A 26060-nucleotide genomic window follows, 5' to 3' on the forward strand; every position below is an offset into this window, starting at 1 on the left:
CACTCGCCGCGCCCCAGCGACTCGAAATCCTAGAGCTGCTCTCTCAAGAGGAGAAGCCTGTCGAGGCCGTGGCAAGCGCGATTTGCATTCCCATCGCCAATGCCTCCCAGCATCTCCAGGTGCTGCGCCGCGCACAGCTCGTCAGCATTCGGCGGCAAGGGACACACATCTATTACCGCCTCTCCGATCCCGCCGTGTTTAGGCTCTGGCAGGCGATTCGTGAGCTTGCGGAAGGAAGGCTCGCCGAGGTGGAGCGTGTCGTAGCAACGTATCTCACGGATCGCGCGGAGCTAGAAGCCATCGGCAGTGAGGAGCTTGCCCGAAGACTTGCCCAGGAAGACATCACGGTTCTGGACGTTCGCCCCGAGTCCGAGTACACCACTGCCCATATCGCGGGGGCACGTTCTCTTCCCATTGAGGAATTAGAAGCACGGCTTGGGGAGCTGGCACCGGGCGCTTCTATCGTGGCGTACTGCCGAGGGCCATACTGTGTCTTCGCTGACGATGCCGTCCGCCTACTAAAGGCTAAAGGCTTCGATGCCAAGCGCCTAGACGTAGGGCTACCCGACTGGATGGCGCAGGGGCTTCCTACTGAGAAGAAAGTAGCATAGCCGTGATCCTTCGCCATTTTCTCGACACCGAGCCGACTGTCGCTGCCTCTTACATCCTCGGCTGTGGCGGCCAGGGAATCTGCGCCGTCGTCGATCCTGTAGAAGACATCCAGCGTTACCAAGATACCGCTGAGTCGCTCGGGATGCGCATCGCCTACGTCGTGGACACACACGCTCATGCAGATCATTTCTCCGGGGGACGACAGCTCGCGGAGGCAACAGGGGCAGCCTATGTCCTCCATGAGAGCGCTTCACCAGACTACCCACATCACCCCGTCCGTGATGGAGATACGCTTGAGCTTGGCAATGTCCTCGTCCAGGTGCTCCACACGCCAGGGCGTACCCCAGAGCATATCTCCCTCCTCGTCACCGACAAACGCCGCGCCGAGGAGCCCTGGTTCGTCTTGACGGGTCACACCCTCATGGTGAGGGATCTGGGAAGAACCGAGCTGGCAGGCTCACCGGAGGAAGGCGCACGAGCACTCTTTCACAGTGCACAGCGGCTCAAAGCTCTGCCAGACCACATCGAGGTGCTTCCCGGAGCTTTTGCAGGCTCCGTCTGCGGACGAGCGCTCTCGGGCAAGCCAACCTCCACCATCGGGTTTGAGCGGCGCTTCAACGCAGCTTTTGCCATAGAGGATGAAGAGGCGTTCGTGCGCTTCATGCTCGCCGACATCCCCCCACGCCCGCCAAAAGCCGAAGAGACACGCAACAAGAATCTGGGACGATGAAACCTATACGCACCGTTGGGTTGCGCGAGAACTTGGGGCAGTTCCTGCTGCTCATGCTCATCAACGCCTTTGTCGGGGGCATGGTCGGGCTGGAGCGAACCGTGGTGCCGCTGCTCGGCACGCAGGTCTTCCACCTCGTACTCAATAGTGCCATCACCAGCTTCATTGTCAGCTTTGGCATCACCAAAGCCCTGGTGAACCTGCTCTCCGGGGCACTAGCAGACCGATTCGGGCGCAAGAAGATTCTGGTGCTGGGCTGGCTCTTTGGGCTTCCCGTTCCCTTTCTTCTCATCTTCGCCCCCTCGTGGCAGTGGATTGCGTTTGCCAATGTCCTGCTGGGGATCAACCAAGGACTCGCATGGTCGATGGCTGTGGTGATGAAGATAGACCTCGTGGGGCCGAAGCAGCGCGGCCTTGCAGTCGGGCTCAACGAGTTCGCGGGCTATCTGGCCGTGGGTGTCACCGCACTGGTGACTGGCTACCTGGCGAGTGTCTACGGACTGCGCCCGGTTCCTTTCTACCTAGGCATCGGCTACGCGATTCTAGGACTCGCTCTCTCTGTCCTCTTCGTTCGCGATACAAGTGACCTTGTCACCAAGGGAGCCACAACCACCGTTCCCTTTAGGGAAATCTTCTCCCGCGTGAGCTGGAAGGATCGGCGGCTTCTGGGAGCGAGTCAGGCGGGACTGGTCAATAACCTCAACGATGGCATGAGCTGGGGACTCTTCCCGCTCTACTTCGCGGCAGGGGGGCTGGATGTGGCCCACATCGGCGTTTTGAAGTTCGTCTACCCCGCCGTCTGGGGGCTGGCGCAGATCGCCACCGGGCCACTCTCCGACATCATCGCTCGCCGTTTGCTCATCGGGTCGGGGATGGTGCTCCAGGGAATTGCTCTCGGGATGACACTGCTCGGCACCTCCTTCTCGCTCTGGCTCGTGGCAACGGTACTGCTCGGGCTGGGAACGGCGCTCGTCTACCCGGCGCTGATCGCCGTGGTGAGCGACGCTTCTGAGCCCGACTGGCGAGCACGTGCGCTGGGTGTCTATCGCTTCTGGCGCGACATGGGCTACGCGGTCGGGGCGCTACTCTCAAGCATCATCGCTGACCTCTTGGGCTTCGCACCTGCCATTGGAGCCGTCGCCACCCTAACGGTTTTCTCTGGCCTCCTCGCCCTCCGCTTGATGAGAAAGTAACTTTTAATGATTCCGATCCTTGAAAACAAAGACCCTGATGCTCCTTCTGTCTTCACCGCCGATGGGCTCCTCCGTGAAGCCAGGCGGCAGAAGCGCCTTGAGGAGCACCCCGTTCCCGCTGTCTGCCTGCTCGACCCAGACGGCGATATCGTGCGCCAACTTGCTATCCGGGGACTCTCTACACGCTGCCCGTTCTGGGCTTGCTACCACACGGACCTTCATCGCTTTACATGGGAAGGAATCGAGATCGGAGTTGTGGGCTGCGCGGTTGGGGCGTCGTTTGCGGTCTTGGTGGCTGAGGAGCTATTCGCTTCGGGCTGTGAGCTGCTTATCAGCGTCACCTCATCCGGGCAGATAGCACCCGTTCAAGAACCGCCCTACTTCATCCTAATCGAGAAGGCACTTAGAGACGAAGGGACGAGCTATCACTACCTGTCACCTACAGAGTACAGCCACATTCCAGCAGGCTTACTGCCGGTTCTTGAGGAGACCAAAAATCACCTTGATGGGGTACTCTGTGGCGCAGCTTCGATACTCTGTGGTGCGACCTGGACGACGGATGCTCCGTTTCGAGAGAGCCAGGCGGCAATTGACCATCACCGCCGAGCGGGTATTCTCGCGGTCGAGATGGAAGCGGCAGCGCTCTACGCCTTCGCACAGGCTCGGCAAAAATCGGTTGTCTGCGTCGCGCATGTCACCAACCAGATGGCGAGCATCGAGGGCGACTTTGAGAAAGGCGATGCTGACGGAATGCAAGACTCTTTACAAGTCGTTGCGGCAATCGGACGTGTCTGGCAAGCGAGTGCAAGCACACCAGACGCAATCAAAGCAGCATTTAGTCAGAGCCTACAAAAGTAAAGAAAGAAAAGAACCATGCCCCTGTCCCCAAAAAACAGCCCCTTATCCCGACGAGATATTTTGACGAGCGCCACCCTCGGCCTGGGACTTGCAGCCTACCCCGCTGCTGCACTTGCCAAGCCTCCCAAGGCGCTCACCCCAGAGGAGATCGCCGCTATCGAAGCGGCTTTTGGCAAGAAGGGGAGAAGCGTTGACAATGAGGCGCTCTACACGGTTCCGCTGCCCAGAAACGACCTGAAAGTCGCCATCAAAGGCGAGCCTGTTCCGATTCCCTTTGGCTTCGGTGGCTGGGCCAGCTTTAAGCGCACCAAAGACGGCAAGCAGATCATGGTGATGAGCGACACGGTTCTTCAGCAACACGAGGTCGCGGGAGTCATGGATGCCGCGATTGCCAACGGCCTTGAGATCGCGGCTCTGCACAACCACTTCTTCTACGAGGAGCCGCGCATCTTCTACATGCACCTCCACGGTATGGGCAGTGATGCGGGCGAGTTGGCAAAGCGCTACATGGCCGCGATCCAGCCCTCACCACTCCACCCAGCGAACCAGCCAAAGCCAAACCCCAGCGCGACACCGCCCACTCCCGCATTTGAGATCCCCGCGCTTGATGCCGTGGTTGGCTACAAAGCAACTCCCAACGGCACAACGATCAAGTACACTGTGGGCCGGGCAGACCTGACCGTGATGGATATGAATGTCGAGATGACGGCGGCCATCGGCCTTAATTCCTGGGCAGCTTTTGCGGGCAACATGGAGCAAGCCCACATCGCCGGTGACATCGCGATGCTGGAGCGTGAAGTTAATGTCGTGATCCCCATTTTACGAAAGGCTGGGCTGGAGGTCGTGGCACTACACCATCACATGCTCTTTGAGAATCCCCGCATGATCTTCCTGCACTACTACGGTACCGGCCCAGCGATGAAACTCGCGGTTGGCTTTAAGGCGGCGCTCGATGTTCTGGGTAAGAAGCCCGGTGGTATGCCGATGAGGCACAACTAAGTCGGTGTCAGGCTACGACGCCCACGGCTTGCGTCGTAGCCGATAGCGGCGGCAAAGAGCGCAAGTCCTCCCGCGAGTAGGTACGGCAGGCTGTAGCCCAGATCGAAGAGGGCTCCACCGATAATGGGGCCAAAGAGAAACCCCACAGAACGGGCGGATTGGAGCCGCCCAAAGACAATGCCCTGACGCTCTGGCGCGGCGAGCTGACTGGCAAGCGCGTTTATCGTAGGGCTGGCAAGTCCCACCCCAATCCCAAAGAGGGCGTTGAGGGAAATGAGCAGCCAGAGGTGATGCGCAAAGGGAATACTTGCCAGCCCGACTGCTTGCAGCAAAAACGCGATGCGTAGGAGCTTCTGTGGGGAGTTGCGCTTCACGAGCACGGGGAAGAATGCCCCTTGGAGCACCGCCGCGATTCCATCAAGCGCTAGGATCAGCCCAAACTCCAATCGCCCCAGCCCCAGTGTGCGCTCCAACAGACGACCGAAGGTTCCCTCCAGAAACGCCAGTGCAAGCCAGCCCAGCGAGGCGACGAGCAGCAGTGGCAGAATCCCGTCCCAAGGGAGCGCGTCTTTAGATGTCTCGTCCGACTTTTCGGCCTTGGTCGAGGGCGTTTTCGGCAAAACGAAGGCGATCCAGAGCGTCCCCACCAGCGAGAAACACGCCGCGACAAGACCCATGAGCCGACTATCGCCAAAGTGCCCTAGGACACCCCCGAGCGCGGGGCCGAGCACCAGCCCCGCTGAGATCGCGGCGGAGATTCGCCCTTGTGCTATCGAGCGGGCTTCCCCCTCGGTCTGGTCTGAGGCGATGGCCTGCGCGATAACGACGTTGGCCGCACCGAGTCCTGCCACGGCACGACTAGCGAGCATCCACCAGACATTGTTACCCAGAGCGTAGACCACCATCGAGAGGGCGGAGATCGTGCCACAGGCGATGAGGGCGGGCTTGCGCCCAAGCCGGTCGCTGAGCGCTCCCCAGCGCGGGGAGGCGATCGTCTGGACGATGTAGTAGCTTGCCAGAATCAGCCCGATGAGCCAGCCACGCGCACCCAATGCCTCAGCGCGAAGCTGGACATCCGGGAACATCATCCCAAAGCCGACGAGATCTAGAAAGATAGCCGCGTAGAGCGCCAACAAGACCTTGCTCATTCTGCTTTCTTATTTCATCTCCAGTGCGGAAGTATAGCGCGGGGGTGACGAGCTTATCAAGAAAAGTCGCTGTACCTCCAAAACAGGTCCAGTGACAGAGTTAGTTTTTAGAGGGTGACCCGCCCGGAATGCCCGGCCATCAGCAAGCCGATCCGACGCGAAATCGATGCTCCACCGGTAGTTGGGAGCAGTTGCCTCCGGGCAGACAGCACGAGGATGGGCTGCCCTCTTCTTTTTTTCAGTCTTTAAACCCTCTTGCTTGTAGAGACGATAGACACGTCTATGATTGACTTTCCAGCCTTCACGCGCAAGTAGGATGCAAAATTACTTTGTCGCCGTTTGTGCCAGGCAACGACCGCAGGTTCCGTGTAAGGTAAGTGTATGGCTGTCAACCTGGAAGTTGTCAGGTAGGTGCGTTTGTTCCAGCATAGCATCTACCATGCAACCCTCGAAGTCAGCGATGGTACCACAATTATCACAGACAACATGGTGATGATGTTCGGTGTCGCTAGGGCCAGGTGCAGGCTCGTAGCGATAGAAGCCCTCACCAAACTCCGTGCGAATTAGCAACTCTAACCGTGTGAGCTCGTTGAGGGTGCGGTAGATCGTGACCAGGTTGATTTCTTCGGCAGTCTGCTCGTAGATATCCTGGGCGGAGAGCGGGCGCTCACTGGCAGCGATAAGGCGCAAGAGAACCCGGCGTGGGAGCGTTCGTCGCATTCCTGCCTGCTCAAGGGTGGCCTCGAACCACCGAAGTCGCTCATCCTTGGTCATATACGTTGACAAATTGTATCACTCTAAAAGACTTATATTGACTTCATAACACTATTACAATTTAATTGCAATTATATATTTATTGCGGTAGCATCCCCCCAAATGAGGTGGAGATGAAGCGAGCCTTCAGCCTGATGGAACTCCTGGTAAGTCTCGCGATCCTGACGATACTTGCCGCAATTGCTTTGCCAGCACTATCACAAGCGCAGGCACGAGCGCGGCAAGTGACTTGCTCCAGTAACCTCTATCAGCTCGGAAGAGCTGCGCTTCAGTACGCGGCGGATCATGATGAAGCACTTCCTTTGACGAGTCACTCTGGCCCTGTTCATGCTTGGGGGATTACTCTACAAGCCTACGGTGTTACCCCCGTACTACGAATCTGCCCTGGCGATCCCTTGGCTTCGGTGCGGCTTACACAAGGCGGCACAAGCTACGCCTGGAATGAAAACCTGCTGAGCGAGCTTCCTAAATCTCATGAAGCGGGGACAAGCCAGGGAGTTGCCTATATTGCTCCGCCCCGGCTGGATCAGCTAAACCAGCCTACTCGAACCCTTCTACTTATCGAGCAGAGCGGCCTAAGTGGTACGGACACCTGGGGAGATCACATCCACAATCGCGCTTGGCAGCGCCACCCGAAGCGGCTCCTTGAAATGCTTCAGAGCGACCTGGCGCTGAGACGGCATCCGGGTGGTGTTCTGGCAATCTGCGCCGATGGACACCTCCAGCACTTTTCCCCAGGCCAGCTTGAGGAGCAGGTGCGCCAAGAACATGACACCCTCCGGGTCACTTTTTGAAAGGAATCCTCATTTGAAATCATTTCGTTTTCTTTGGCTCTTTTGTCTGTTCCTAGCCGTAGCTGCTCCTGTACTTGCCCATCCCATGCAGGTCGAGGCGGTGGTCGCCAAGCTACGGCCACAGGAGAAGTTTCTCTACATCGAGTTTGTAGGCAATGTTCAGGACATCACTCAGATTCCAGGCGTCACTTTGGGAGATGAGCGGCGCAACCCCGATGGGACGTTTCCTGCCGATTTCCAGAAAAAGCTGGAAGGCTATATCAATGGCGGTTTCAAGTTGGAGCAAAATGCTCAGCCTTGGCCCGGTGAGCTCACTCAAGTCCGCTACGACAACAGCCTAGACGTGACTCGCTCCCGCTTCACCCTCTCGATGCGCTACGCACGGATCGGAGGTCAAACTCAGGTGCTCGAGATCACCAACACGCTCTTTGACTACCTGCCCAATGCGGAGACGATGGTCGTGGCCGCAGGGACTACCCAGCGGCTCAAGGCAGGGAGCCAGGCGAGCATCAACCCGTCGGATATGACTACCAACTTGCTGCGCAATATCCAGCAGTTTCTGCTCTCTGGGATGGAGCATATCTTTACCGGCCCCGACCACCTGCTCTTTATCTTTGCCTTTCTGCTGGCCACTCCTAACTTTAAGTCCATTATCAAGACCCTGACGGGTTTCACTATCGCGCACTCTGTAACCTTGATCCTGACCACGCTGGGAATCCTGAGCTTCCCCGCCCGCCTTGTGGATGTGGTGGTAGCGCTTTCGATAGTCTTTGTGGGCATCGAGAACGTGATTGGCCTACGCAAGGACAGCGCCTTTAACAAGCGCTTCTGGGTGGCAACGTGCTTTGGCTTTATCCATGGCTTCGCCTTCGCGGGAAACCTCAAAGACATGGGCCTCCCGGAGGGTGGTGCACTGATATGGAGCCTGCTCTCGTTTAATCTCGGGGTGGAGACGGCTCAGGTGCTGATTTGCTGCGCGGTCTTCCCGCTGCTGCTGCTCTGGAGAAAAGACACCGAGAAGCGGCGCAGCTCCAGCCTTACTTGGAAGAGTATCCAGCTCATGCTCTCGGGCCTGATCGCCGGAGCGGGGCTGGTCTGGATGTTTCAGCGGCTCTTCAATACATAAATGCAATTTAATTGCGAAAGATTTTTAGTTGCGATAAACTCTATCTGTGAACGATTTCTAGTGGGAAACGCGACAGAGACCCACTCGTCCCGGCATTTTTCAACCTCCTGCCGGGACGTTTTTTTGAGAGAGGACATCCATGAAAGTCTTACGAAAAGCGTTTACGCTGATCGAGCTACTGGTAGTTATTGCCATTATCGCCATTCTTGCCGCCATCCTGTTTCCCGTCTTTGCACAAGCGCGGGCAAAGGCTCGCCAGGCCAGTAATCTTTCAAACTTGAAGCAAATTGGCCTTGCGGTGCTGATGTATGCGCAGGACTACGACGAGACGATGGTGCCCTATCTGCTCCCACGCGTGGGCGGGGGAACCGTCTGGTGGCATGGCGTGACGCTCCCGACGAGCCCACTGACCTATCGCCGCGAGGTAGGGCTGCTCCAGCCCTACCTGAAGAATGTCCAGATCCAGGACTGCCCCGTGGGGAAAGACATCCCGACTCCCTTCAACTGGGTCAATGGCAACCTCGTACCCGCCTACGGCACGAACCAGCTAGCCTTTGTACAGCCAACGATAGCGAATCCCACAACGGTCAGCCTAGCTGCTATCCAAGAGCCTGCCAGCACGATGCTGATGCTAGATGCGGTCAATGCATTTAACCCCGCAAATCTTACCAAGTCCTTTTTCATCGCACCCAACTGGACGCGAAACTCCGCTGGAAACGTCGTAGACAACGGTGGCATGACGAGTAGCCTCGCCCCTCGGGTACACGGACGGCACTCAGGTAATACATCGTGCGTGCTCTGGGCTGATGGACACGTCGCCGTCGCACGTCCCCAGTTCCGTCCCGCAGGCTCCGCGCCCATCAACGACAATCGCCGCGCCAAAAATGTCGGGGAACTCTCGCCGGTTACACTTCCGGCAACGATCACGGCAAGCGATCCGAACTTGCTTGCCTACAACCGCTTCTTTGCGCTCGATAAGGCAACGGGCCTGTGAAAGGCAAGCGGCCTATGAGATGGCTCTTTTTGCTCCTAGCAGCTCTGTTCTTGACGCTCCCATCCGCCTGGGGGCAAGCACTCTACCCCTCAGAGTGTTTCCCCATTGAGCGCTTGCCCGCTGCACTGCGCCCTAAGGCTGAGGAAGCGCTCCTCAAACTCATGGACTCGGAGGGACTCTACACTGTGGTAGGTGGGGTGAAGCCAATGTCCAGCGGCTTCGTCAGCCTCTATTTCTCGATAGACAAGCCTGACACGGCGAAACTTGATGAGCTGCGCCAAGTGCTCTCCGCCTTGCGATGTGGTGAGAACCTGCGCTGCAACTTGCTCACGTTCCACACGCCAAGCGACGGCAAGCGCTATGCTGAGGGGGCGGTTTTCTATCGCCCAGCGGTGAGCCAGACGGCTCGTACCTATGCAGACTATTTCGCCCCACTAGGAATCACTTCCCATGCCGACCCACTGGGAACCGCGCTGATCGTCGAGCATCTTGAGGGTGCCCCGCGCAATCGTGGGCTGGGCTATCTCTATGGCTACCCTAAGTCCGCTGTGGACTTCTTTGTTGTGGGACAGGAAGAGTATGCCATCACAAAAAAGATCACACCACGCGACTTTCGCCAGATCCCGACGTTTGGCCGTGAGAGCGGCAGCTTTGTCTACGCTGTCCCCAAAGGTGCACCCGAAACCGAGGGAGATCGCCAGCTCAAAGCAAAGGCCATGCGCATTCTCACGGAGTATAAAAAGCGTCGCGAGAAGTTCGTAGGCCCTGGCAGGCTCGGTATTGTCGCCCTGCTCCGGGACTGGTTCACTAATGAAAAAGGTGAGTGTGCCCCCGAAAATGCGAGTTTCTGAATCTCTCCCGCTCAGTAGCGCCTGGGGAAGTTGTCGGGTTTCTCGGGCCAAATGGCACGGGGAAGTCCTCAACGATCAAGGCGATTCTGGGGGGCTGCGCGAATCAAAATATCTGTTTTTATATTTGCAAATTATTTACATTAATGAGTTTCATATGATACCTTCCTCTATGCCCGGGTCGCATGGAATCTCTTTCTCTCCTTCCGATAAGCTGGATCGTCTTGGAATGACGGCCTCGCTCGCCTGTGCGGCTCACTGTGCGCTGATGCCACTTGCAGTCGGCCTCTTGCCACTTCTAGGACTCGGGTTTCTAAAAGACGAGCGTCTAGAATGGATTCTTGTTGGAACCGCAGCAGGACTCGGGACGGGCTCTCTGATGCGGGGATACCAATGCCATCAACAAAAACGGCCTCTAGTGGTCTTGGCTCTTGGACTGGCACTACTGACCTCGGGGCGCTTGGCTGAAGCAGCAGGGAGAAGCTCGGGGGTAATACTTGTTGTAGCGGGTGGCATCATTGTAGCGATGGCCCACTATCTAAACCAACAGCGTATCTCTGAGGCTGAGCTTCGCGGTGCTTTGAACACCACACTGCTCACCGACGACGAACTCGCTCGGGAGCCGAGCGAGTGGGCTAATTTTTCTGATCCCCTAAAGTTTCCCAAAGAATAAACCTACATCAATTGCAGTATGCTTGCAATTGATGTAAAATTGCAAGAACCTGATGTTACGATCTACCCGTCACTCGCTCCGACGCCTCGCGCTTTTTCTAGGCGTGGTGCTGGCGCTACTTAACGGCCCCGTAGAAATCTTTCATCACGCCTTTCATGCACAGGCAATCGCAGCGGTACAAAAGCACGACTCGGTGCGTTTGAGTGCTCCGGCAGAGCCGTGTCCTCTCTGTGCCCTCGCGGCTCTTCCTGTCACATTGCCGATCGCCGAACGGCTTCTTAGCGAACCCCTCACGCAGCCTTTGTTGGTTTGTGAGCTTCTTGCTGGAGTCGAGTGCTTGCGTCTTGCGCCCCAGCGTTTTGACAGCCTCCGAGCACCTCCCGCCTTCGCTTGCTAACTCATCGTTTCAGTTCTTTCTTCTAGCAAGTGAGGTTTTTCCATGCGTTCTTCACACAGCGCACCTCTCTGGCCTCTCGCCATCGGAATCGTCGTTCTAGGCGGTCTGCTGATGCAGTGGGCAGGTAAAGAGGCGCAGCGTTCACAGTCAGGAGACTCAGTCTCCCCAGCGGGGCAAGTCAGCAATCATTCCGAGACCGTCCTTCATTCTGCCAATGTCCAAGCGGCAGGAGACTTTCATGTCGAGGCTCAGCTCAGTCGTCAGGGTACGCTTGTGCTCTACATCTATGGAGCAAAAGAGAAGCAGCTCTTTCCAATTCCAGTCAGCACCCCAGATCTAGGGATGGAGGCAGCAGCAGTTATCTCCGGCGAGGGAAGCGAGCCGGTGACGCTCACGGCGCGACCGATTTCCACCGACCCTGCTGGGATGACCTCTCGCTTCATTGGGAAACTTGGACGAAGTGTCGAGATGATGCAGATAGGGCTCTGCCTTACCCTCCCTATCGAGAACCGCACCTACAGGCTCCAGTGGCGACCAGAGCATCTTATTCCAGGAGCGCAACTCCCCGATGCGTCCATGCCGCAAGCCGTGGGCACCGACGAAGCCAGGAAGCTCTTTCTAACGCCCGGTGGACTCTACACCGAGGCTGACATCGCAGCCAATGGACGACAGACAGCGACCCAGAAATACGGCAGCCAGATGTCGCAACATAACGCCCATCCCAAGCCCGGCGAGCGTATCTGCCCCATTACCGATACCACAGCCAATCCCAAGTTCGCCTGGATCGTTGGCGGCAAGACCTATCTTTTCTGCTGCCCGCCCTGCATTGAGGAGTTCATCAAGCGAGCCAAAGAAAAACCAGCCACCATCAAAGCCCCCGAAAGCTACATTAAGCTATGAGCAAGCGCAAAAAAACTATGCGCCGTGCATAAGGAAATCACTCTGTCATTTCGTCACAACTCCACTTTCAGAATAAGGAACCTATCTTGAAATCCAATCAACTCTTTCTAGCGGCTCTGTTCGCTAGTGTAATCTCTTTGTCTAATAATATCGCTCTCGCCCAGTCGTCGGCAGATAAGAAATTGCATAAAGAAGACAAAACCCTTCATAACTTTAGTTTCCGCTAAAATCGGGTCGCCCGCTGCTTCTCTACAAGATCGGATTTGCAGTCGTGACATCGGGCTTACTCTCAGGTAGAGTTGAGTCGGAAAACTAAAACGCACCGAAAGAAACCCGATGTCACAGCCAGTTTATCGTATTTGTAACCTCTTGGAAAAGACCCTCAAAGGGGTTCCGCTAGGAACAAACCTGGGCTTATTTCAACTCCAGTTCGCACTCGTCTCAGGCAGATTTCTCGAATCAAGAGGAGCCGTCTTTCCTGCCCTGGACAACCTGGGACTTCAAGCCGATGCGGTTCGTCGCTCAAGCGCAGCCTTGCGAAAAGGGCGATGGAAAACGCAAGATTTGCTCGACAATTGGCAAAAAATCGTCCAGAAGGAAGGGTTTTTTACGCCCCATTGTCATGGAGGTTACCGCCCTGTGCCTTGTGACCTCACAGGTTTTAGGCGACCGCAATTGAAAGGAAATCCTGCCAAACACTTCGTGGCTGAGGCAGGCAAAGCCTTACCCGCTATTATCGTTGGCATTGCCGTAGCAGTGGGTAGCATAGGGAATTACCAGGAGGAAGGCGCGAGTTCCCTAGTGGATCCATCCATCGTCGAAGTCCCAGGCATCGTCGAAGTCCCAGGTGCGAAGCGCCGTTTTGCTCTGCCTCGACTGCTCGTACGTTGGGAGCAAGGCGACACTCGGGAAGCCGATGTCCAAACCCGACTCATCGAACAGGCCGGAAAAACACTCACTCCGGAGGAAGTGGCCGTCTTTGATGCTGGATTTTCGCTTGCTGAAGTGCGTGCCAAAACACCTCGATTTGTGATTCGTTTGGCAAAGAATGCCACGATGCGCCGCAATTTTCTGCCTCAATACAAAGGGTGCGGACGACATTCTGAGTACGGTGAAATCGTCCGCCCTCTTGCTCGCACACATGCTGGCAAGTTGCTTGAAGCAACGGCTTGTGATGCCACTTTTGGATGGGAGGACGAGGGGATTCGTCTTCGTGCTGAGGTCTGGCACGATGTCGTCTTATCCGAGGATAAAGTCGGTGCTCAGACGGTGAATGTTGTTGCGGTGTTTGACCCTCGTTACAAAGAGCCTTGGCTTCTGGCGACCAATCTTGAAGTGACTGCCGATAATTTTGCAGTGACGGCTGAGGTGGTATGGCGTCTTTATCGAGATCGGTGGGCTGTGGAGCACCTTCCTTTGGTTGCCAAGCCGATGCTTGGCTGTAGTCAAGCGTTTGTCTTTGGTGAAGAGAGTCGTCTTCGCCTTCCTGAGTTGGCTTTGCTCTGTGGTAATGTACTATCCTACGTTGCTGCTACTAGCTCTGCTGTCGCGACAGGTTTCTGGGATCGTATGTACCGCGCTACGTGTGGTCGTCTTCGTCGTGTGCTGAATCGTCTTGATTTCTCGGAGTTGCCCGTGGTGGGCGAACAACTTCGAAAAAAGGCCAGTATGACTTCCCATTTGAAAACCGGTGTCGAGGGTCACCGTCGTCAGAAGGCTGTGAAACTCGGGCAAGGAGTGCTACTGAGTGCATGATTTAGCGGAAACTAAAGCATAAAGACGACGCTGATTTTCACCGAGCAGATAAGGCTTTTCATAAGAAGCCCAGCGCTGCGACTATCGCCGCTTTGGACAAAGCTTTTCATCTGATGGAGAAGAAATTCCACCGTCTGGAGTCTGCTTTCCCACTGTGCGTGACAAACAGTTTGCCTGTTAGATTTACGCGGGCAGTTTTTACAGGATGACGGCTCGGCCAAAATGGACTATCTTGAGGTCGCTTACACCGAAAGGAAAGACCATGACCGAGCCGAACGGCCTTCAGAATCAAGACGATTACCTGCCTAAAATCCAAAGGCTGATGCGAGAAATTATAGGGGAATTGGCACCGCATTGCCAGTTTATCGTCCTGTTTCTGGTGGCGATGCTGGCAGAAAGAACCGTCAGTCTCGCCTGGATAGCAACCGTTTTGTCCCCCACAGCCACCGAGGAATCTAACCGAAAGAGAATTCAAAGGTTCTTGGAGGACATCCGAGTCACTCCAGAATCCTTCGCCACTTTGATCGCTAAGTTTTTGCCTATCTCCTCCTGGATTCTTGTTATGGATCGCACGAACTGGTTCTGGGGAAAATCTCCGATCAATCTCCTGGTGCTTGCAGTTCTCTATAACGGAGTCGCGATTCCTTTGCTCTGGATGAATCTGGAACGTGATGGAGCTAGCGATACTGCTCAGAGAATCGAGCTGATTCAGCAATTTTTGGATTTGTTCGGAGCGAGAAAAATTAATTATGTGACAGGAGACAGGGAGTTTATCGGAGCAGACTGGATCCAATGGCTGGATAAGCGAAAAATTTCGTACCGACTTCGTTTGCGAAAAACAGATCAAGTGACAGATCGTCGGGGGAGAGTTTTTAAAGTTGCTAACTTATTTACTCGTTCGTATAAATGTCGTAAAGGTCAATTTCTGCTCTGGGGGACTTGGGTTTATCTGGGGGGTAAGCCCCATTTTGACGGAGATTTTCTCATTATCGCCAGCAGTCAAGCGGGCAATTTGATGGAAGACTATCGAAATCGTTGGAGCATCGAGTGCTTGTTTCAGGCTTTGAAAGGTCGTGGTTTCCACCTAGAAGAAACTCGTGTGGTTGAGCCTGTGCGTTTGTGTCGTCTGTTTGGTTTGCTGAGTTTGGCCTATGTAGTCTGTGTTCACTTGGGCCAGTCCGTAGCGGAAGTGATCTGTCAATCCACTGGTCGGTTGCGCCGAAGCGTGGCTCGTCGTGGTTTGCAGATAGCTCATCGAGTCGCTCTTTATCTGGTGGGGCCACCAACAGAGCGTCAACTCCAGCAATTTCTCCAGGTTCTTACTCCATGCAAAACTTAACAGGCAAACTGTTTGTCACGCACAGTGCTGCTTTCCACGCAATAGACAAAGCCTATGACCAAAAAAAGAAGGCGGGGAAATCCACACCGGCAGATACGGCGTACCACGCGATCGATGTCAAGTTCCATAAAATAGACTATGATTTTCATGTCTTTGACCGGGCATATCACAAGAAAAATGCGAAACAGCGGATTTCAGAATTAGCCAGCCTTGATAAACAGATGCATCTTTTGGAGACACAGATCGAGGCACTTGATAAGGACATCCATGATCTTGAAAAAATAGAGAATCACAAGAAATAGAGCAAAACATGAAAAAATCAGCATTTACTTTAATCGAACTTCTCGTCGTGATCGCTATCATCGCGATTCTCGCCGCGATTCTCTTTCCCGTCTTCGCGCAAGCCCGTGTCAAGGCCCGACAGACAGCCGATCTGTCCAATCTCAAGCAGCTCGCTCTAGGCTGGCTGATGTACGCACAGGACTACGACGAAACGGTGCTGCCCACCGGGCTGCAGGGGCCGTGGGCACCTGGCTACAATGTCTACTGGTACACGGCCACGCGCACTGGAGCGGCGTTTGACTCCGCTCCCGATCTGGGGCCACGCAATGGCCTCATCTACCCCTACCTCAAGAACGCCTCGATTTTGGGCGATCCAGCAGCTAGTGGAATGCCGGTCAGCCCAGTCTGGGGACCGATCCACTACGCCTACAATGTCTGCTACCTCGGGGGCTATGGCACGTTCGCGCACCCTGGTGGCCCGATGCCCGGCTGGACGCAGAACCCGGCGGCGCTTGCCTCCGTTGAGGTGCCCGCCGATACGATTGTTTTTCAGAATAGCGCTCTGTGGAACACGGTGGAGAGTCGCCCGACCCTGCACCCCTGGGCCTGGCCGCCCTCCAGCCGCGCCGGAGCCACTCCGACCGCCCACGCCCGCCATAACATGAAAGCCAACGTGGCCTTCGCCGACGGCCACGCGAAAGCGTTTTCCGTGCAGACCCCGACCAACATCGCCAACGCCGCCGCGATTAAGAATGCCAACCTGGGCTTCGTGACGCAGGGCGCGGCGATCAACGACGCGCTCTACAACGGAAAGGGAACTCCATAAGATGCAAGCTACCTGGACTGCGTTTCGCAACGGCGGCGGCAGTGGGGAGGCGAGCCTCAAACGCCTTCCGCTCCGCTGGTCACCCACGCAAGGGATTGCCTGGAAAACCGAGCTGCCCGGCTACGGCCAGTCGTCGCCGGTGGTCTGGAACGGCAAAGTCTTTGTCACAGCGGTGCAAGGCCCGATGCGGGAGCGCTGCCTGGTGCATTCCTGCGAGCTGAAGAGCGGCAAGCTGCTCTGGAGCCGCTCTTTTGCCTCCAGCCTGCTCCACGAGATGAGCTACTACGTCAGCCGCGCTGCCCCCACGCCCGTGGTGGACAGCAAGGCCATCTACGCCTTCTTTGAGAGCGGCGAGCTGGTCGGCCTCGATCACGCGGGCAAGCCACTCTGGAGCCGCTCGCTGGTCAAAGAGTACGGCACGCTCACCAATGAGTTTGGTATCGGGCAGTCGCTGGCACAAAACGCCGACACGATTTTTGTTCTGGTGGACGATCCGGGAGTGGCTTATTTACTGGCGGTGGATAAAAAGACGGGCAAGAACCGCTGGAAAGTGGCCCGCGAGCCGCGCAAGTCGTGGACATCGCCCGTGGTCACAAAGCAGGGAGAAAAGGAGATTCTCATCGTCAGCGCCAATGGCTTTGTGGAAGGCTTTGACACCAAAGACGGCGCTCTGCTCTGGTCGGTGGATCGTATCACGGGAAACATCATGCCCTCGGTGAGCGTGGACGGTGACCTGGTTTTCGTGGGCGCAACCCCCGCGCAGGCTCGCCTCGCCCGACCCGGTAGCCGGACGGCGGCGGAGTCTAACTGCTGCATTAAGCTCACCACAAAAGACGGCAAGCCCGGCGCGGAAGTGCTCTGGGAGGGCAAGAAAGCGACGTGCGACTTTGCCAGTCCACTGTCCTACCGTGGCCTGGTCTACTATGTCACAGCGGCGGGAATCGTCTTCTGCGTGGACGCCAAAACCGGCAATGCCCTCTACTCCGAGCGCATTGACAGCCCCTGCTGGGCCTCGCCTCTGGCAATCGGGGAGCACGTCTACTTCTTTGGCAAGAACGGCATCACCACGGTGATTAAAGCCGGGCCGGTCTTTGAGAAAGTGGTGAGCAACGCGCTCTGGGACACGCAGAACCCGCCCAAAACGAAAGAGCCGTTCGCCACCACGCCCAACAACCCCGCCAACGCCGGAGCCGCACGCGCCAGCAGTCCAGACTCGCTCGACCCGATTCTCTACGGCTACGCGGCTCTCGAAGGCCAGCTTGTAATTCGCCTCGGCTCGCATTTGTTCTGTCTTCGGGTATAAGTTCATGCAGCTCATGACGCGCTCGCCCCTACGTTTAGGAATACTTATGTGCCTGCTCTGGACTTTCTTCGGAGCGGGCCTGATTTCGCGCACGCCTCAGCCAAAATGGAACACTGCTCAGCCAACACTGCACGCCGCCTGCCGGTGCGTGCTCTGCAAGGGCGGCGACAAAAAATGTTGCTGCACCCCGGAGACTGCCGAAATACTCTCGGCAAATTGTGATGCAACGCAGACTGTCAGTGGTGTCGCGGCCCTGCCGCCGCTCCTAGCAACGCCTTCTGTGAACGTGTTGGCGCTTCCCCTCGTGGCCTGCGCAAGCACGCAGGGCTGGCCGACACCGACACTCCCGCTCGTGGCCTCTTCAGAGCAAGAAGCGCCCCCGCCTAGAACCTCCCTGTAAAGACTCGCGTCACTCGCTCCCTTAAAACTAAAAGAGAGATTTTACAGAAAGGTTTTGTTTTCTTATGCAACGCAACAAAAGCGCGTTTACGCTTATCGAGCTTCTCGTCGTCATCGCGATCATCGCGATTCTCGCTGCCATTTTGTTTCCTGTCTTCGCACAGGCGCGGGCCAAGGCGCGAGCCATCAACTCACTCAGCAACTCGCGGCAGTTTGGCATTGCCATTCAGATGTACATTCAGGACAACGACGAGAGCCTGCCGCTCAACTCCCACGCCCGCCCCGTCGGCTGGAAGTACGGTGATCCCGACCCGAGCTGGATGGACGCGGTTCAGCCCTACATCAAGTCCAAGCCCATGCGCCGCCTCCCCGACGACGCCAGCGACAACTGGCCCGAGAAAATTGATCTCACGGCGCTTGCACCTGGCAAGACGCCGCGCTTATCGAGCTACGTCACCAATGCGTATCTCAACAATACAGCGGCAGGAACCGGCTGGCAGCTCGCCAGTATCGAGAAACCCTCCGAGTGCATCTATGTGGTGGAGTACAAGGAGAGTAAACCAGGGGCAACGAGGGCGGGAGATCATGCACACCCAATGTGCTGGGAAGGCTTTCCCACCGCGAGCTGCGTCAGCATCAATTCGGAGACGGAGGTGGAGAAACGCCGCTATCAAGGCGGCGCAAACTACACTTTTGTGGATGGTCACGCCAAGTGGCACAAGTTCGAGCAGACCTACAGCCCGGCCACCGGGCGCGACTGGTACATCCCTAACCAAGGTGCGGCGGATCATTACAAGAGAACCTACTGGAAGTAGACCCTGCCGTATAAGCCCTCCTCCGTGCTTTCCGAAGTACGGAGGAGGGCTTAGGCTAAAAGACCTCGTTGCCAATTTTCCCTATCCCTGCTCGCTCATCCCCCCTGCCTTCAGACGTTTTCTATGGTTTGCCTCGTGCCAGCCTGATACCAAGGAAGGCTATGAGAAGGAAGGCTATGAGTGTGAGTACCGTCGCTCTTTCCTCCAAACGCAGCCGTTTCCAGATTCGCTGCCACTACCGCCCCGTTCTGCTGATCGGCATGGCGGCCCTGCTGCTCTGCCTTTTCTGGTTCACCTCGCGCTACCCGCAGCTTCTCCAGAAAGCTGCACACGTCAACAAAGACGTTGCCACCATGGCCTATGGCAAGGCGACTTTCGCCGTGTCCGCCACCGCGCCCGCCTGGGAGCAGATCCTTATCGGTGCGCTCAACTGGCTCGATGGCATGAAGATCGGGATGAGCTTTGGGATTCTCTTTGGCGCATTGCTCCACACCACCCTGCGCTACTTCCCCCTCAAGATCGGCAAGAACCTCTACCTCAACTCTCTCAAAGGAGCACTCATCGGGGCACCGATGGGAGTTTGTGCTAACTGTGCTGTACCTGCCGCCTGTGGCATCACGAGGGGAAAGGGCCGCATCGAAGTCGCGCTGGGCTTTCTCTTCTCCTCCCCCAACTTCAATCCCGTGGTGATGTTCATGACCTTCACCGCGCTACCGCTGGCAATGGGGATCACCAAGTACGCCATACTGCTCTTCACAATCTGCGTACTCGTCCCAGGCGTTATCGGCTGGCTGGAGAAGCGCCAAGGCACGGCGCTGGAGAGTCCCAGCAAGCTGACGGGAATCAATGAGACCTGGGACTTTACCCTTGACACGGAGTGCACCGAGAAGCTCGGGCCTGTTGCCAAGGAGGTCTTCACGGACTTTGGCAAGCACGTATGGGGACTCTTCAAGCCCACAGTCACCACAATGGTGCTGGCAAGCCTCGTTTCCTCTGTGCTACTAGTGCTCGTTCCCTGGCCCACGCTTCTTGCCAATACGAGCCCGCTCACCATGCTCCTGATGAGCCGGCTTGCCACCCTGATGCCGGTGCCCATCGCGCTCGACGTGATGTTTGCTAATCAGCTACAGCGGCAGGGGGTAGACAGCGGCTACGTGATGATGTTTCTGATGACACTCGGGGTCTACAGCATCCTGCCTAGCATCTACCTCTGGCGCGAGGTCTCCAAGCCCCTCGCCGTGATCCTCTTCGGGTTCTTCGTTCTCATCGGCTGGGGGCTTGGTCTTATCTTCTCGTAAAACTTGGAGGGGACTAGTTGATATCCCACTCGTTGTTAGCAACATCGCGAAAGGTTCGCTCGAACGGAGTTGCCTTGACATGACCATCGCAGTACGAGACTAGGGTCATGTTCCCATACCGCCGCTTGGCAATCTGCAGATCCCATGTCCCACAAGGTGACGCTGTGGGAAAGAGCGAGCACGGAGGAAGCGCATTGCCCTTTGACCAGTGGTAGCTTGACGTGCTTGCAGCGGACTCGTCCCAAGGGTCAAGGCACATATCAAAGTACTCAGACTGCCAGAAGGGATCGCTTGCGGAAGGAAGTGGCGAGGGAATGCTGACACCGACAAGTTGCGCCCACTTGTCACCTCGCAGGGTTGCATAGACTGTCCCGGCAGGTTCGTTTATAGAAGCAAGTGAGCGTGGTACACCGGTGATGAGGCCATTGTCGGTGAACGAACCCCACATCGTGGACTGGGATTTATCGGGATCGCCAGGGTCGAACCAGACACTCTCTTTCTTCTCTACACCCCGTCCCATCTTGATGTACGGGTTGAGCGCTCCTTGGTAGTTCTGGGTAGCCCAGTAGCTCACCGTGTCGGGTTTTCCCGATGAAATCGTCTCCATCGTCATGGGAAAGGTTTCGTCATAGTCCTGGAGATACATCAAAACCGCATTGCCGACCTGCTTGAGATTGGAGATCGCTGTAATCTGACGGGCCTTGGCCCGTGCCTGTGCGAAGACAGGAAAGAGAATCGCCGCAAGGATGGCGATTATTGCAATAACAACAAGAAGCTCGATGAGCGTAAAGCCCGAGCGCTGTGAAAAAGCCATAGAGAGTACCCCTTTTGTGATAGTGCCCTTTAGAGCGGGGTGGTACAATCCAGATGTACACGGGTACCAACCCAAGTCCAAACCCTCTGATGTTCCCGCATCAGGGGGTTCTTTTCGGCACATAAATTAACCAAGGTTAATTCTTTGATGAGGAATTCTATCATCTCTCTATGTGCTTTGCCAATAGCTCCAAGTTTCGTTTTCTCTTTCAAAGGGGTTCACAATTGCTTCAGGATGCCCTCCTAAACTGGGAGCATGAGAACCACTGAAAACACAAATAGCGATGTACAAAACCCGAACCGACGACGCTTTTTACAGCAGCTCGCTTCCGGGCTTTTCGTCTCCAGCCTGAATGCACAAGCCTTCGCCGATGAGCTTCAGCGCACCCCTTGGATGACGGAAGGCCCCTTCTATCCTTACAACCGTCTCCCTCTGGACAAAGACAATGACTTGGTGATCGTCGGCAAGAGCCTCACTCCTGCAATCGGGACGATTACCCAGCTCAGCGGGCGCATTCTGGATGCCAAGGGCAATCCCATCAAGGACGCCACCATCGAGATCTGGCAGACCGATAGCAACGGAGTCTATCTGGCCCAAGGGAGCACCGGCTACGAGGACAAGAACTTCCAGGGCTGGGGCCGCTTTGAGACCGACTCCACAGGGACGTACCGCTTCCGCACCGTCAAGCCGGTTGTCTATCCGGGCCGCTCGGCTCCGCACATCCACATGCGAGTGAGTGTCAAGGGCAAGCAGTCTCTCACCACGCAGCTCTTCATCAAGGGGCATCCTGGCAACGCCCGCGACAACGTCTTCGGGCAGCTTCGTAGCATCAAGGAGCAGATACTGGTTGCAAGAGAGTTCGCTCCGATTGATGGCTCTAAGATCGGAGAGGTCGCGACAATGTTTGATATTGTCCTGGGAGCAACTCCCCAAGAGGGCGAGCGCGGTGGGTTTCGTCCCGGTGGTGGGCCACCTCCACCGCCTCCCGGAGGATTTGGTGGCCCGCCACCGGGGAGAGGACACGGATTCTAGCTCTCCACCCAACACAGCTTCTCTTCGAGGGGGCGGCGCTCCCCCTCGGGCCAAGGGATATTGGGCCACCCGAGAACGAAGAAGCCAAATAGCCGAGAATGTGGTGCATCCAGGCCGACGAATGCCGCGACGTGCGGGTGCACCATCACCCCTTGGGAGAGCCACATTCCCGCAAGCCCTTGAGCATTGGCGACGAGGTGGAGGTTCTGAACAGCACCGGATAGAGCCAATCCTTCTTCCTCTAGCCCCATCTTCAGCGAACCATCAGGGCGGAGCGCGGGCTCCAATCCCAAGCTGATCCAGACAGGCGACGCTTCTACTCGCTTACGTTGTCCCTCAAAACTCGATTCCTTGAAGCTGCCCTCGCGCTCCGCGTCGAGGCGATAGGCTTCTGCGAAAGCCTCTCCCAGACCACGCCGCCCCTCACCCGTGTAGACAGTGAAGCGCCAGGGTTCCGTCTCGCCATGGCTTGGTGCCCAGTTGGCAGCCTCCAGCGCCGTGAGAACGAGCTCTTTGGGGACGGGATCGGGCTTGAGCCGAGCGACTCCCATACTCCGGCGATTCCGGATCGCGTGCATAAGGGAGTCGAGCTCACTCATGCTGAAAGACTTTCTCGTTCATGGAGGCCAGGATGTAGCGATAGGCCGCCTCACCACCGTGCAGGAGCTCGGCTTGGGCCGCAGGGTCGGCGATCTTGTCCACCTCGCGCAGGTAGTCCAGATAGCCACCACTCTGGGAGTAGTAGGTCGGACTGAACCCGACGGTCTGGGTTAGCTTCTGACCAATCGCCCTCCCCCCGTTGGTCGTCCCGCCGTAGTAGACATGAAAGACCCCCAGCGCGAAGTATGGTCCCTGCTTCTCACTGGCGCGAATCTCCTCCAAAAACGCTTTGGTGAGGGGCCGCGCTTGCGCCTCTGTCGGCCAGCCCGAGCCCATCGCAACAAGATCGGACTGCAACAACGGAAGGAGCGCTTTCTGCGGGGCACCGTAAGGCAGCCCGAGTGCAGGGTCAGCGGCGTTGAGGATGCGGTGCACCTCGCTATGGATCAAGGCACGCTGCTGCAGATGGATCTCAGCCTGCGGGCGCGTGAGCTGCCCCTGGAAGAGGGTGACATTGAAAGCGGAGCCCGCGACAATCTCATGGTTCTTGCGAAACGCGCTACTGAGGCGTCGCGTAAGGCTTTCTTGCACGCCTGAGGGAAACGTCAGGGTTGCCCAGTGGTGCTTCTGGGTGAACTTCTTGCCCTCGTCCTCTCCTGCAACCTCTTCAGTCACCTTCGCCCTAACCCCGACAAAGCCGCTGGAGAGCTTGCCTGGCCAGGCAAAGCGTGCCTCGCCCTTCAGATCCGTGGGGGCGGCGGGAGCCAGCTCGGAGCCGGGCCAGTGCGCGGTGACCTCAACTCCCGGAACCAGCCAGCCATCGTGCCAGACCTGGACGATAAGCGTGTCGCCCTCGCGCCGGGCACGCAGCTCGACACTCCCTTCGCCCTTCTCTTTTGCGGCTTCCAGGCTGGCCGCTGCGCTGGGATGGTAGAGCAGGAGATAATCCATCCCCTCGCGATTCTTCACCCCAACCGTCGCCTGCGCCGCGACCCGCTTCGTTCCCGCAGGACGATTGGCGTAGCGGGCTCCCCCAGTGAGCGCTCCCAGGGGGAGCGGAGTCTGGAGAGCCTCGACGTACTTACCGAACTGGGGGTTAGGTGCCTCAGCAGGGTTTTCGAGCAGGGCAAAACGCACCTGGCCATCGGGCTGGAGCGTCGCCCAGACAAAGTGGGCTTGTGCCGTGCGAGGGGCAGCGAGGGTCGCGACTATGGCAAGTGTTGGAGCAATAAAGAAAGATCTCATCTTAGGGGTTTACCTTTTGTGCACGCCACAGGTTTGCATCGCGCAGGGAGTTAATGGACATCGCTTTGACATGACCATCTGCAAAGGCGGCACTCACCCTGCCTTGGTGGCGTGGATGGACACGGCCAAAGGTCTCGCGATCCAGCGCGGTAGGTGGTGTCAGCGCCCAGACTTGGGGAGGACGAACCAGGAAGTAGCCCCATTGGAGATTTGTGGGCGCACCCGCGGGAGAGGAGACGCTATCTGCCATGAGCACCGTGGAGGCAGGTGCCTCGACCCCCGCCAGTGCTCGCCCAAGCCCCGTTGCAGGGTTGATCCCTGCGGGTGAAGGGACGTAGGTGGTTCCTGTACTGGATATCACGGTGCAGTTGCCACTGGGAGTGTCGTAGGCATCGGGGCAAGTGGGGCTCGGGGAGAGGTAGGCGAAGTTGTAGCCATAGCTGGGGTAGAGCCCGTAGTAGTAGTCGTTGAAGCCACTGGGACCGACCGGATCTTTAATGACATCGGCGTACGTGAGAGTGCCGGTCAGCGGAGCGGCGTAACTGGCCGAGGGGCAGAGAACGAAGCCGCGAGCCTTGACGTAGGGCGCGAGGAGCTGGGGCCAACGAAATAGGTCTACTTGTGCCGTAAGCAGTGTCTCGTCGTAGTCCTGAGCGTACATCAAGTGCGCCAGCCCAAGCTGCTTGAGGTTGGAGAGGCAGGTCGTCTGCCTCGCTTTCTCGCGTGCTTGAGCAAAGACGGGAAAGAGAATCGCCGAAAGGATGGCGATAATTGCAATGACAACCAGTAGCTCAATGAGCGTAAACGCCCGTAACTTCATAGACCCACTCCTCATTTTCTGCGGTGGCAAGAGGGGTTGTCTGCCACCCGATCAGCGGAGCGGCCCTGTGATACCATTAGGTTGCGGGCTGGCCTTCGGGCCGCTCCAGCACCCTGGAGGGGTCCGATCCCTCCAGGGTGCCTTTGTTTACACTTCCGAATCGGCGACAGATTTTGTCGCCGATAACTTCAGTCGGTTTATACCGCCAATTTCCTTGCCGTGCAAGCCGACCATCCAGTAGACTGCTGGCTGAGAGCCTATGCAACAGCGCCATCCTGCCCCGATAGACAGCGAAGACAACCCGATAGACCAGGACGAAAAAGCACAAATCGTCCTCAATGCCCGCCAACGGCTGATGGAGTGGGAGGCGGAGCAAGACATGCTGGAGAAGTTCCAGCAGGCGCGAGAGCTAATCCTGGGACATAGCGGCTCCGACTCGCAAGAGGCATGCTGTGCCGACTCGCAAGAGGCATGCTGTGCCGACTGCGCGGAGCACGATCATCGTGTTCGGACGCGGTATGCAGCTCATATCGCAGCCATGCGCGATGACCTTGACGAGGAGGATTAGAGACAGTGAAGTACTGTAGACCAGGCATTTTTCTGGACACTTTTTCGCCGTCGTTTATACAAGCGGATGACTATCATGATCTCGTCTCTTATGGCTTGCACAAAAATACCAAAGAATGGTTCATTTGTTTGACCATTGATCGGCTTCTCAGTCATGCAGAAAGCCTACTCGCCACTGATATGAATTGGCTCCATATGCCCACAGGACGCCGCCCCAGATCCATAGTTGGAGCACCCCCAAAATGGCTTTCCACCCCCTGATTTGCTCAGACGCTCGACGAGCCAACCAGAATCGCAGCGCGGACACTGGCGGGCCAGAAACCCACAAGAGCCACACCGCCTGGTCGGTACATCACGCTTTATAGTTGTCTGCTTTACTTCCTCTCCTGATACCATTCGCCCCTGCTTGCACCTCGGACAGGTGCGCTCCTTATGGGGGCAGATAGGGTAATTGGAGCAGCTGTAGAAGGTGCCGTGAGGCCCCGTGCGCTGCTTCACCTCCCCGCGTTTGCAGAGTGGGCAGACATCGCTCAGCCTAGCCACCTCACCAAGGATCTCCTTCTCGTAGAGATCCTCCTCGCGAATCTCTCGCACAAAGTCAGAGTAGCTTGCGAAGTCGGGGATCAGGTACACATGCTCACGGGCGCGGGTCAGAGCCACATAGAACAGCCGCCGCTCCTCAGCAAAGGGAAAGCTCTCACTTTCGGGTAGCACCATCTCCAGGACCGGGTCGTCCTGCATTTCCGAGGGGAACCCAAGCCGCCCTTGCTTTACCTCCAGCAGGATCACATAGTCCGCCTCCAGCCCCTTGGAGGCATGCGCCGTCATCGCTACAATGTCGAGCCCAGGAAACTGCGCCTGGTAGACCCTTATAACGTCGCGCTTGGGCAGGGTGTGCTTGTAGCGCCCCAGCAGCAGC

At 57.0% G+C, this 26060-nt stretch carries 29 protein-coding genes and 2 pseudogenes; 23 read left to right on the plus strand and 8 right to left on the minus strand.

Going from position 1 to position 26060, the window contains the following annotated elements; genetic code table 11:
* From RMO15_RS26330 to RMO15_RS26350, 5 genes are all read left to right on the plus strand, one after another.
* The coding region (locus RMO15_RS26330) for a metalloregulator ArsR/SmtB family transcription factor (protein WP_309719809.1) at positions 1–611 on the plus strand (611 nt) is incomplete at its 5' end.
* 2 nt (positions 612–613) lie between these two features.
* A complete protein-coding gene (locus RMO15_RS26335; protein WP_309719812.1) occupies positions 614–1342 on the plus strand; it encodes an MBL fold metallo-hydrolase in 729 nt (242 codons plus the stop codon).
* On the plus strand, positions 1339–2535 hold the full coding sequence (locus tag RMO15_RS26340; RefSeq protein ID WP_309719814.1) for an MFS transporter: 1197 nt from the start codon (positions 1339–1341) through the stop codon (positions 2533–2535). The genes RMO15_RS26335 and RMO15_RS26340 overlap by 4 nt, the downstream gene beginning before the upstream one ends.
* A 6-nt stretch (positions 2536–2541) precedes the next feature.
* Positions 2542–3393, plus strand: coding sequence for a hypothetical protein (locus RMO15_RS26345; RefSeq protein ID WP_309719816.1), 852 nt, complete (start codon positions 2542–2544; stop codon positions 3391–3393).
* A gap of 60 nt (positions 3394–3453) precedes the next feature.
* Positions 3454–4392, plus strand: coding sequence for a DUF1259 domain-containing protein (locus RMO15_RS26350; protein WP_309719818.1), 939 nt, complete (start codon positions 3454–3456; stop codon positions 4390–4392).
* Here the strand turns inward: RMO15_RS26350 and RMO15_RS26355 are convergent.
* From RMO15_RS26355 to RMO15_RS26365, 3 genes and pseudogenes are all read right to left on the minus strand, one after another.
* Positions 4389–5540 carry an MFS transporter gene (locus RMO15_RS26355; RefSeq protein WP_309719820.1) on the minus strand — a complete coding sequence of 384 codons (1152 nt, stop codon included), beginning with the start codon at positions 5538–5540 and terminating at the stop codon, positions 4389–4391. The two genes, RMO15_RS26350 and RMO15_RS26355, sit on opposite strands and share 4 nt — an antisense overlap.
* 123 nt (positions 5541–5663) lie before the next feature.
* Positions 5664–5858, minus strand: a pseudogene (locus RMO15_RS26360) (IS3 family transposase); the annotation flags it as partial.
* 6 nt (positions 5859–5864) lie between these two features.
* Positions 5865–6314, minus strand: coding sequence for a Fur family transcriptional regulator (locus RMO15_RS26365; protein WP_309719822.1), 450 nt, complete (start codon positions 6312–6314; stop codon positions 5865–5867).
* A 113-nt stretch (positions 6315–6427) separates the two neighbouring features.
* On the opposite strand from RMO15_RS26365, the gene RMO15_RS26370 reads away from it, so the two are divergent.
* The 16 genes and pseudogenes from RMO15_RS26370 (at position 6428) to RMO15_RS26440 (ending at position 20063) form a co-directional block, all read left to right on the plus strand.
* Positions 6428–7108, plus strand: a complete 681-nt coding sequence (locus RMO15_RS26370) for a type II secretion system protein (RefSeq protein ID WP_309719824.1) — start codon at positions 6428–6430, stop codon at positions 7106–7108.
* Between the two features lie 13 nt (positions 7109–7121).
* Positions 7122–8234 (plus strand): HupE/UreJ family protein, encoded by a 1113-nt coding sequence (locus RMO15_RS26375; RefSeq protein WP_309719828.1) that lies wholly within the window; start codon positions 7122–7124, stop codon positions 8232–8234.
* Between the two features lie 139 nt (positions 8235–8373).
* A complete protein-coding gene (locus RMO15_RS26380; protein ID WP_309719831.1) occupies positions 8374–9228 on the plus strand; it encodes a prepilin-type N-terminal cleavage/methylation domain-containing protein in 855 nt (284 codons plus the stop codon).
* A 14-nt stretch (positions 9229–9242) separates the two neighbouring features.
* Complete coding sequence (locus tag RMO15_RS26385; protein ID WP_309719834.1) at positions 9243–10079, plus strand: hypothetical protein; 837 nt, start codon at positions 9243–9245, stop codon at positions 10077–10079.
* Positions 10052–10171: pseudogene (locus RMO15_RS33475) on the plus strand (ATP-binding cassette domain-containing protein); the annotation flags it as partial. The gene RMO15_RS26385 and the pseudogene RMO15_RS33475, both read left to right, overlap by 28 nt.
* A gap of 77 nt (positions 10172–10248) precedes the next feature.
* Positions 10249–10749, plus strand: coding sequence for a MerC domain-containing protein (locus RMO15_RS26390; protein WP_309719836.1), 501 nt, complete (start codon positions 10249–10251; stop codon positions 10747–10749).
* Positions 10750–10801: 52 nt separating this feature from the next.
* Positions 10802–11146: a hypothetical protein gene (locus RMO15_RS26395; RefSeq protein ID WP_309719838.1), complete on the plus strand. Its 345-nt coding sequence runs from the start codon at positions 10802–10804 to the stop codon at positions 11144–11146.
* Positions 11147–11188: 42 nt separating this feature from the next.
* A complete protein-coding gene (locus RMO15_RS26400) occupies positions 11189–12046 on the plus strand; it encodes a hypothetical protein (RefSeq protein ID WP_309719841.1) in 858 nt (285 codons plus the stop codon).
* Between the two features lie 369 nt (positions 12047–12415).
* Positions 12416–13801, plus strand: coding sequence for a transposase (locus tag RMO15_RS26405; RefSeq protein ID WP_309719844.1), 1386 nt, complete (start codon positions 12416–12418; stop codon positions 13799–13801).
* Between the two features lie 262 nt (positions 13802–14063).
* On the plus strand, positions 14064–15140 hold the full coding sequence (locus RMO15_RS26410; protein ID WP_309719846.1) for an IS4 family transposase: 1077 nt from the start codon (positions 14064–14066) through the stop codon (positions 15138–15140).
* On the plus strand, positions 15128–15442 hold the full coding sequence (locus tag RMO15_RS26415) for a hypothetical protein (protein WP_309719848.1): 315 nt from the start codon (positions 15128–15130) through the stop codon (positions 15440–15442). Before RMO15_RS26410 ends, RMO15_RS26415 begins: the two co-directional genes overlap by 13 nt.
* An 8-nt stretch (positions 15443–15450) precedes the next feature.
* Entirely contained in the window at positions 15451–16248 is a 798-nt protein-coding gene (locus RMO15_RS26420; RefSeq protein WP_309719850.1) for a prepilin-type N-terminal cleavage/methylation domain-containing protein, read from the plus strand.
* 1 nt (position 16249) lies between these two features.
* Positions 16250–17551 (plus strand): PQQ-binding-like beta-propeller repeat protein, encoded by a 1302-nt coding sequence (locus tag RMO15_RS26425; RefSeq protein ID WP_309719852.1) that lies wholly within the window; start codon positions 16250–16252, stop codon positions 17549–17551.
* A 4-nt stretch (positions 17552–17555) separates the two neighbouring features.
* Entirely contained in the window at positions 17556–17951 is a 396-nt protein-coding gene (locus RMO15_RS26430; RefSeq protein ID WP_309719854.1) for a hypothetical protein, read from the plus strand.
* Between the two features lie 64 nt (positions 17952–18015).
* Complete coding sequence (locus tag RMO15_RS26435; RefSeq protein WP_309719857.1) at positions 18016–18765, plus strand: prepilin-type N-terminal cleavage/methylation domain-containing protein; 750 nt, start codon at positions 18016–18018, stop codon at positions 18763–18765.
* Between the two features lie 182 nt (positions 18766–18947).
* Complete coding sequence (locus RMO15_RS26440) at positions 18948–20063, plus strand: permease (protein ID WP_309719859.1); 1116 nt, start codon at positions 18948–18950, stop codon at positions 20061–20063.
* A 13-nt stretch (positions 20064–20076) separates the two neighbouring features.
* Here RMO15_RS26440 and RMO15_RS26445 read toward each other — a convergent pair whose 3' ends face one another.
* Positions 20077–20877 (minus strand): prepilin-type N-terminal cleavage/methylation domain-containing protein, encoded by an 801-nt coding sequence (locus RMO15_RS26445; protein ID WP_309719862.1) that lies wholly within the window; start codon positions 20875–20877, stop codon positions 20077–20079.
* A gap of 255 nt (positions 20878–21132) precedes the next feature.
* Here RMO15_RS26445 and RMO15_RS26450 point away from each other — a divergent pair, with 255 nt between their 5' ends.
* Entirely contained in the window at positions 21133–21909 is a 777-nt protein-coding gene (locus tag RMO15_RS26450) for a protocatechuate 3,4-dioxygenase (RefSeq protein WP_309719864.1), read from the plus strand.
* Here RMO15_RS26450 and RMO15_RS26455 read toward each other — a convergent pair.
* Genes RMO15_RS26455 through RMO15_RS26465 form a run of 3 tightly spaced genes read right to left on the minus strand, consistent with a single transcriptional unit; the run spans position 21906 to position 24574 of the window.
* On the minus strand, positions 21906–22508 hold the full coding sequence (locus tag RMO15_RS26455; protein ID WP_309719866.1) for a nitroreductase: 603 nt from the start codon (positions 22506–22508) through the stop codon (positions 21906–21908). The two genes, RMO15_RS26450 and RMO15_RS26455, sit on opposite strands and share 4 nt — an antisense overlap.
* The gene (locus tag RMO15_RS26460) at positions 22501–23754 is read right to left on the minus strand and encodes a hypothetical protein (RefSeq protein ID WP_309719868.1); all 1254 of its coding nucleotides are present in this window, start codon (positions 23752–23754) and stop codon (positions 22501–22503) included. Before RMO15_RS26460 ends, RMO15_RS26455 begins: the two co-directional genes overlap by 8 nt.
* Position 23755: 1 nt before the next feature.
* Entirely contained in the window at positions 23756–24574 is an 819-nt protein-coding gene (locus RMO15_RS26465) for a DUF1559 domain-containing protein (RefSeq protein WP_309719870.1), read from the minus strand.
* Between the two features lie 259 nt (positions 24575–24833).
* Between RMO15_RS26465 and RMO15_RS26470 the strand changes: the two genes are divergently transcribed.
* The gene (locus RMO15_RS26470; RefSeq protein ID WP_309719872.1) at positions 24834–25142 is read left to right on the plus strand and encodes a hypothetical protein; all 309 of its coding nucleotides are present in this window, start codon (positions 24834–24836) and stop codon (positions 25140–25142) included.
* Between the two features lie 164 nt (positions 25143–25306).
* Here RMO15_RS26470 and RMO15_RS26475 read toward each other — a convergent pair.
* On the minus strand, positions 25307–26060 hold a 754-nt coding region (locus tag RMO15_RS26475; protein ID WP_309719874.1), incomplete at its 5' end, for a 3'-5' exonuclease.

It is taken from the genome of Armatimonas sp., from assembly GCF_031410135.1.
Lineage (GTDB): Bacteria > Armatimonadota > Armatimonadia > Armatimonadales > Armatimonadaceae > Armatimonas.

What these genes read in the sequence shown, in the direction of transcription:
- RMO15_RS26340 (WP_309719814.1), top strand. Translation starts at nt 1,339, where the DNA reads ATGAAACCTATACGCACCGTTGGGTTGCGCGAGAACTTGGGGCAGTTC.
- RMO15_RS26345 (WP_309719816.1), top strand. Translation starts at nt 2,542, where the DNA reads ATGATTCCGATCCTTGAAAACAAAGACCCTGATGCTCCTTCTGTCTTC.
- RMO15_RS26355 (WP_309719820.1), bottom strand. Translation starts at nt 5,540, where the DNA reads ATGAGCAAGGTCTTGTTGGCGCTCTACGCGGCTATCTTTCTAGATCTC.
- RMO15_RS26365 (WP_309719822.1), bottom strand. Translation starts at nt 6,314, where the DNA reads ATGACCAAGGATGAGCGACTTCGGTGGTTCGAGGCCACCCTTGAGCAG.
- RMO15_RS26370 (WP_309719824.1), top strand. Translation starts at nt 6,428, where the DNA reads ATGAAGCGAGCCTTCAGCCTGATGGAACTCCTGGTAAGTCTCGCGATC.
- RMO15_RS26380 (WP_309719831.1), top strand. Translation starts at nt 8,374, where the DNA reads ATGAAAGTCTTACGAAAAGCGTTTACGCTGATCGAGCTACTGGTAGTT.
- RMO15_RS26385 (WP_309719834.1), top strand. Translation starts at nt 9,243, where the DNA reads ATGAGATGGCTCTTTTTGCTCCTAGCAGCTCTGTTCTTGACGCTCCCA.
- RMO15_RS26390 (WP_309719836.1), top strand. Translation starts at nt 10,249, where the DNA reads ATGCCCGGGTCGCATGGAATCTCTTTCTCTCCTTCCGATAAGCTGGAT.
- RMO15_RS26395 (WP_309719838.1), top strand. Translation starts at nt 10,802, where the DNA reads ATGTTACGATCTACCCGTCACTCGCTCCGACGCCTCGCGCTTTTTCTA.
- RMO15_RS26400 (WP_309719841.1), top strand. Translation starts at nt 11,189, where the DNA reads ATGCGTTCTTCACACAGCGCACCTCTCTGGCCTCTCGCCATCGGAATC.
- RMO15_RS26410 (WP_309719846.1), top strand. Translation starts at nt 14,064, where the DNA reads ATGACCGAGCCGAACGGCCTTCAGAATCAAGACGATTACCTGCCTAAA.
- RMO15_RS26415 (WP_309719848.1), top strand. Translation starts at nt 15,128, where the DNA reads ATGCAAAACTTAACAGGCAAACTGTTTGTCACGCACAGTGCTGCTTTC.
- RMO15_RS26420 (WP_309719850.1), top strand. Translation starts at nt 15,451, where the DNA reads ATGAAAAAATCAGCATTTACTTTAATCGAACTTCTCGTCGTGATCGCT.
- RMO15_RS26425 (WP_309719852.1), top strand. Translation starts at nt 16,250, where the DNA reads ATGCAAGCTACCTGGACTGCGTTTCGCAACGGCGGCGGCAGTGGGGAG.
- RMO15_RS26430 (WP_309719854.1), top strand. Translation starts at nt 17,556, where the DNA reads ATGCAGCTCATGACGCGCTCGCCCCTACGTTTAGGAATACTTATGTGC.
- RMO15_RS26435 (WP_309719857.1), top strand. Translation starts at nt 18,016, where the DNA reads ATGCAACGCAACAAAAGCGCGTTTACGCTTATCGAGCTTCTCGTCGTC.
- RMO15_RS26445 (WP_309719862.1), bottom strand. Translation starts at nt 20,877, where the DNA reads ATGGCTTTTTCACAGCGCTCGGGCTTTACGCTCATCGAGCTTCTTGTT.
- RMO15_RS26450 (WP_309719864.1), top strand. Translation starts at nt 21,133, where the DNA reads ATGAGAACCACTGAAAACACAAATAGCGATGTACAAAACCCGAACCGA.
- RMO15_RS26455 (WP_309719866.1), bottom strand. Translation starts at nt 22,508, where the DNA reads ATGAGTGAGCTCGACTCCCTTATGCACGCGATCCGGAATCGCCGGAGT.
- RMO15_RS26460 (WP_309719868.1), bottom strand. Translation starts at nt 23,754, where the DNA reads ATGAGATCTTTCTTTATTGCTCCAACACTTGCCATAGTCGCGACCCTC.
- RMO15_RS26465 (WP_309719870.1), bottom strand. Translation starts at nt 24,574, where the DNA reads ATGAAGTTACGGGCGTTTACGCTCATTGAGCTACTGGTTGTCATTGCA.
- RMO15_RS26470 (WP_309719872.1), top strand. Translation starts at nt 24,834, where the DNA reads ATGCAACAGCGCCATCCTGCCCCGATAGACAGCGAAGACAACCCGATA.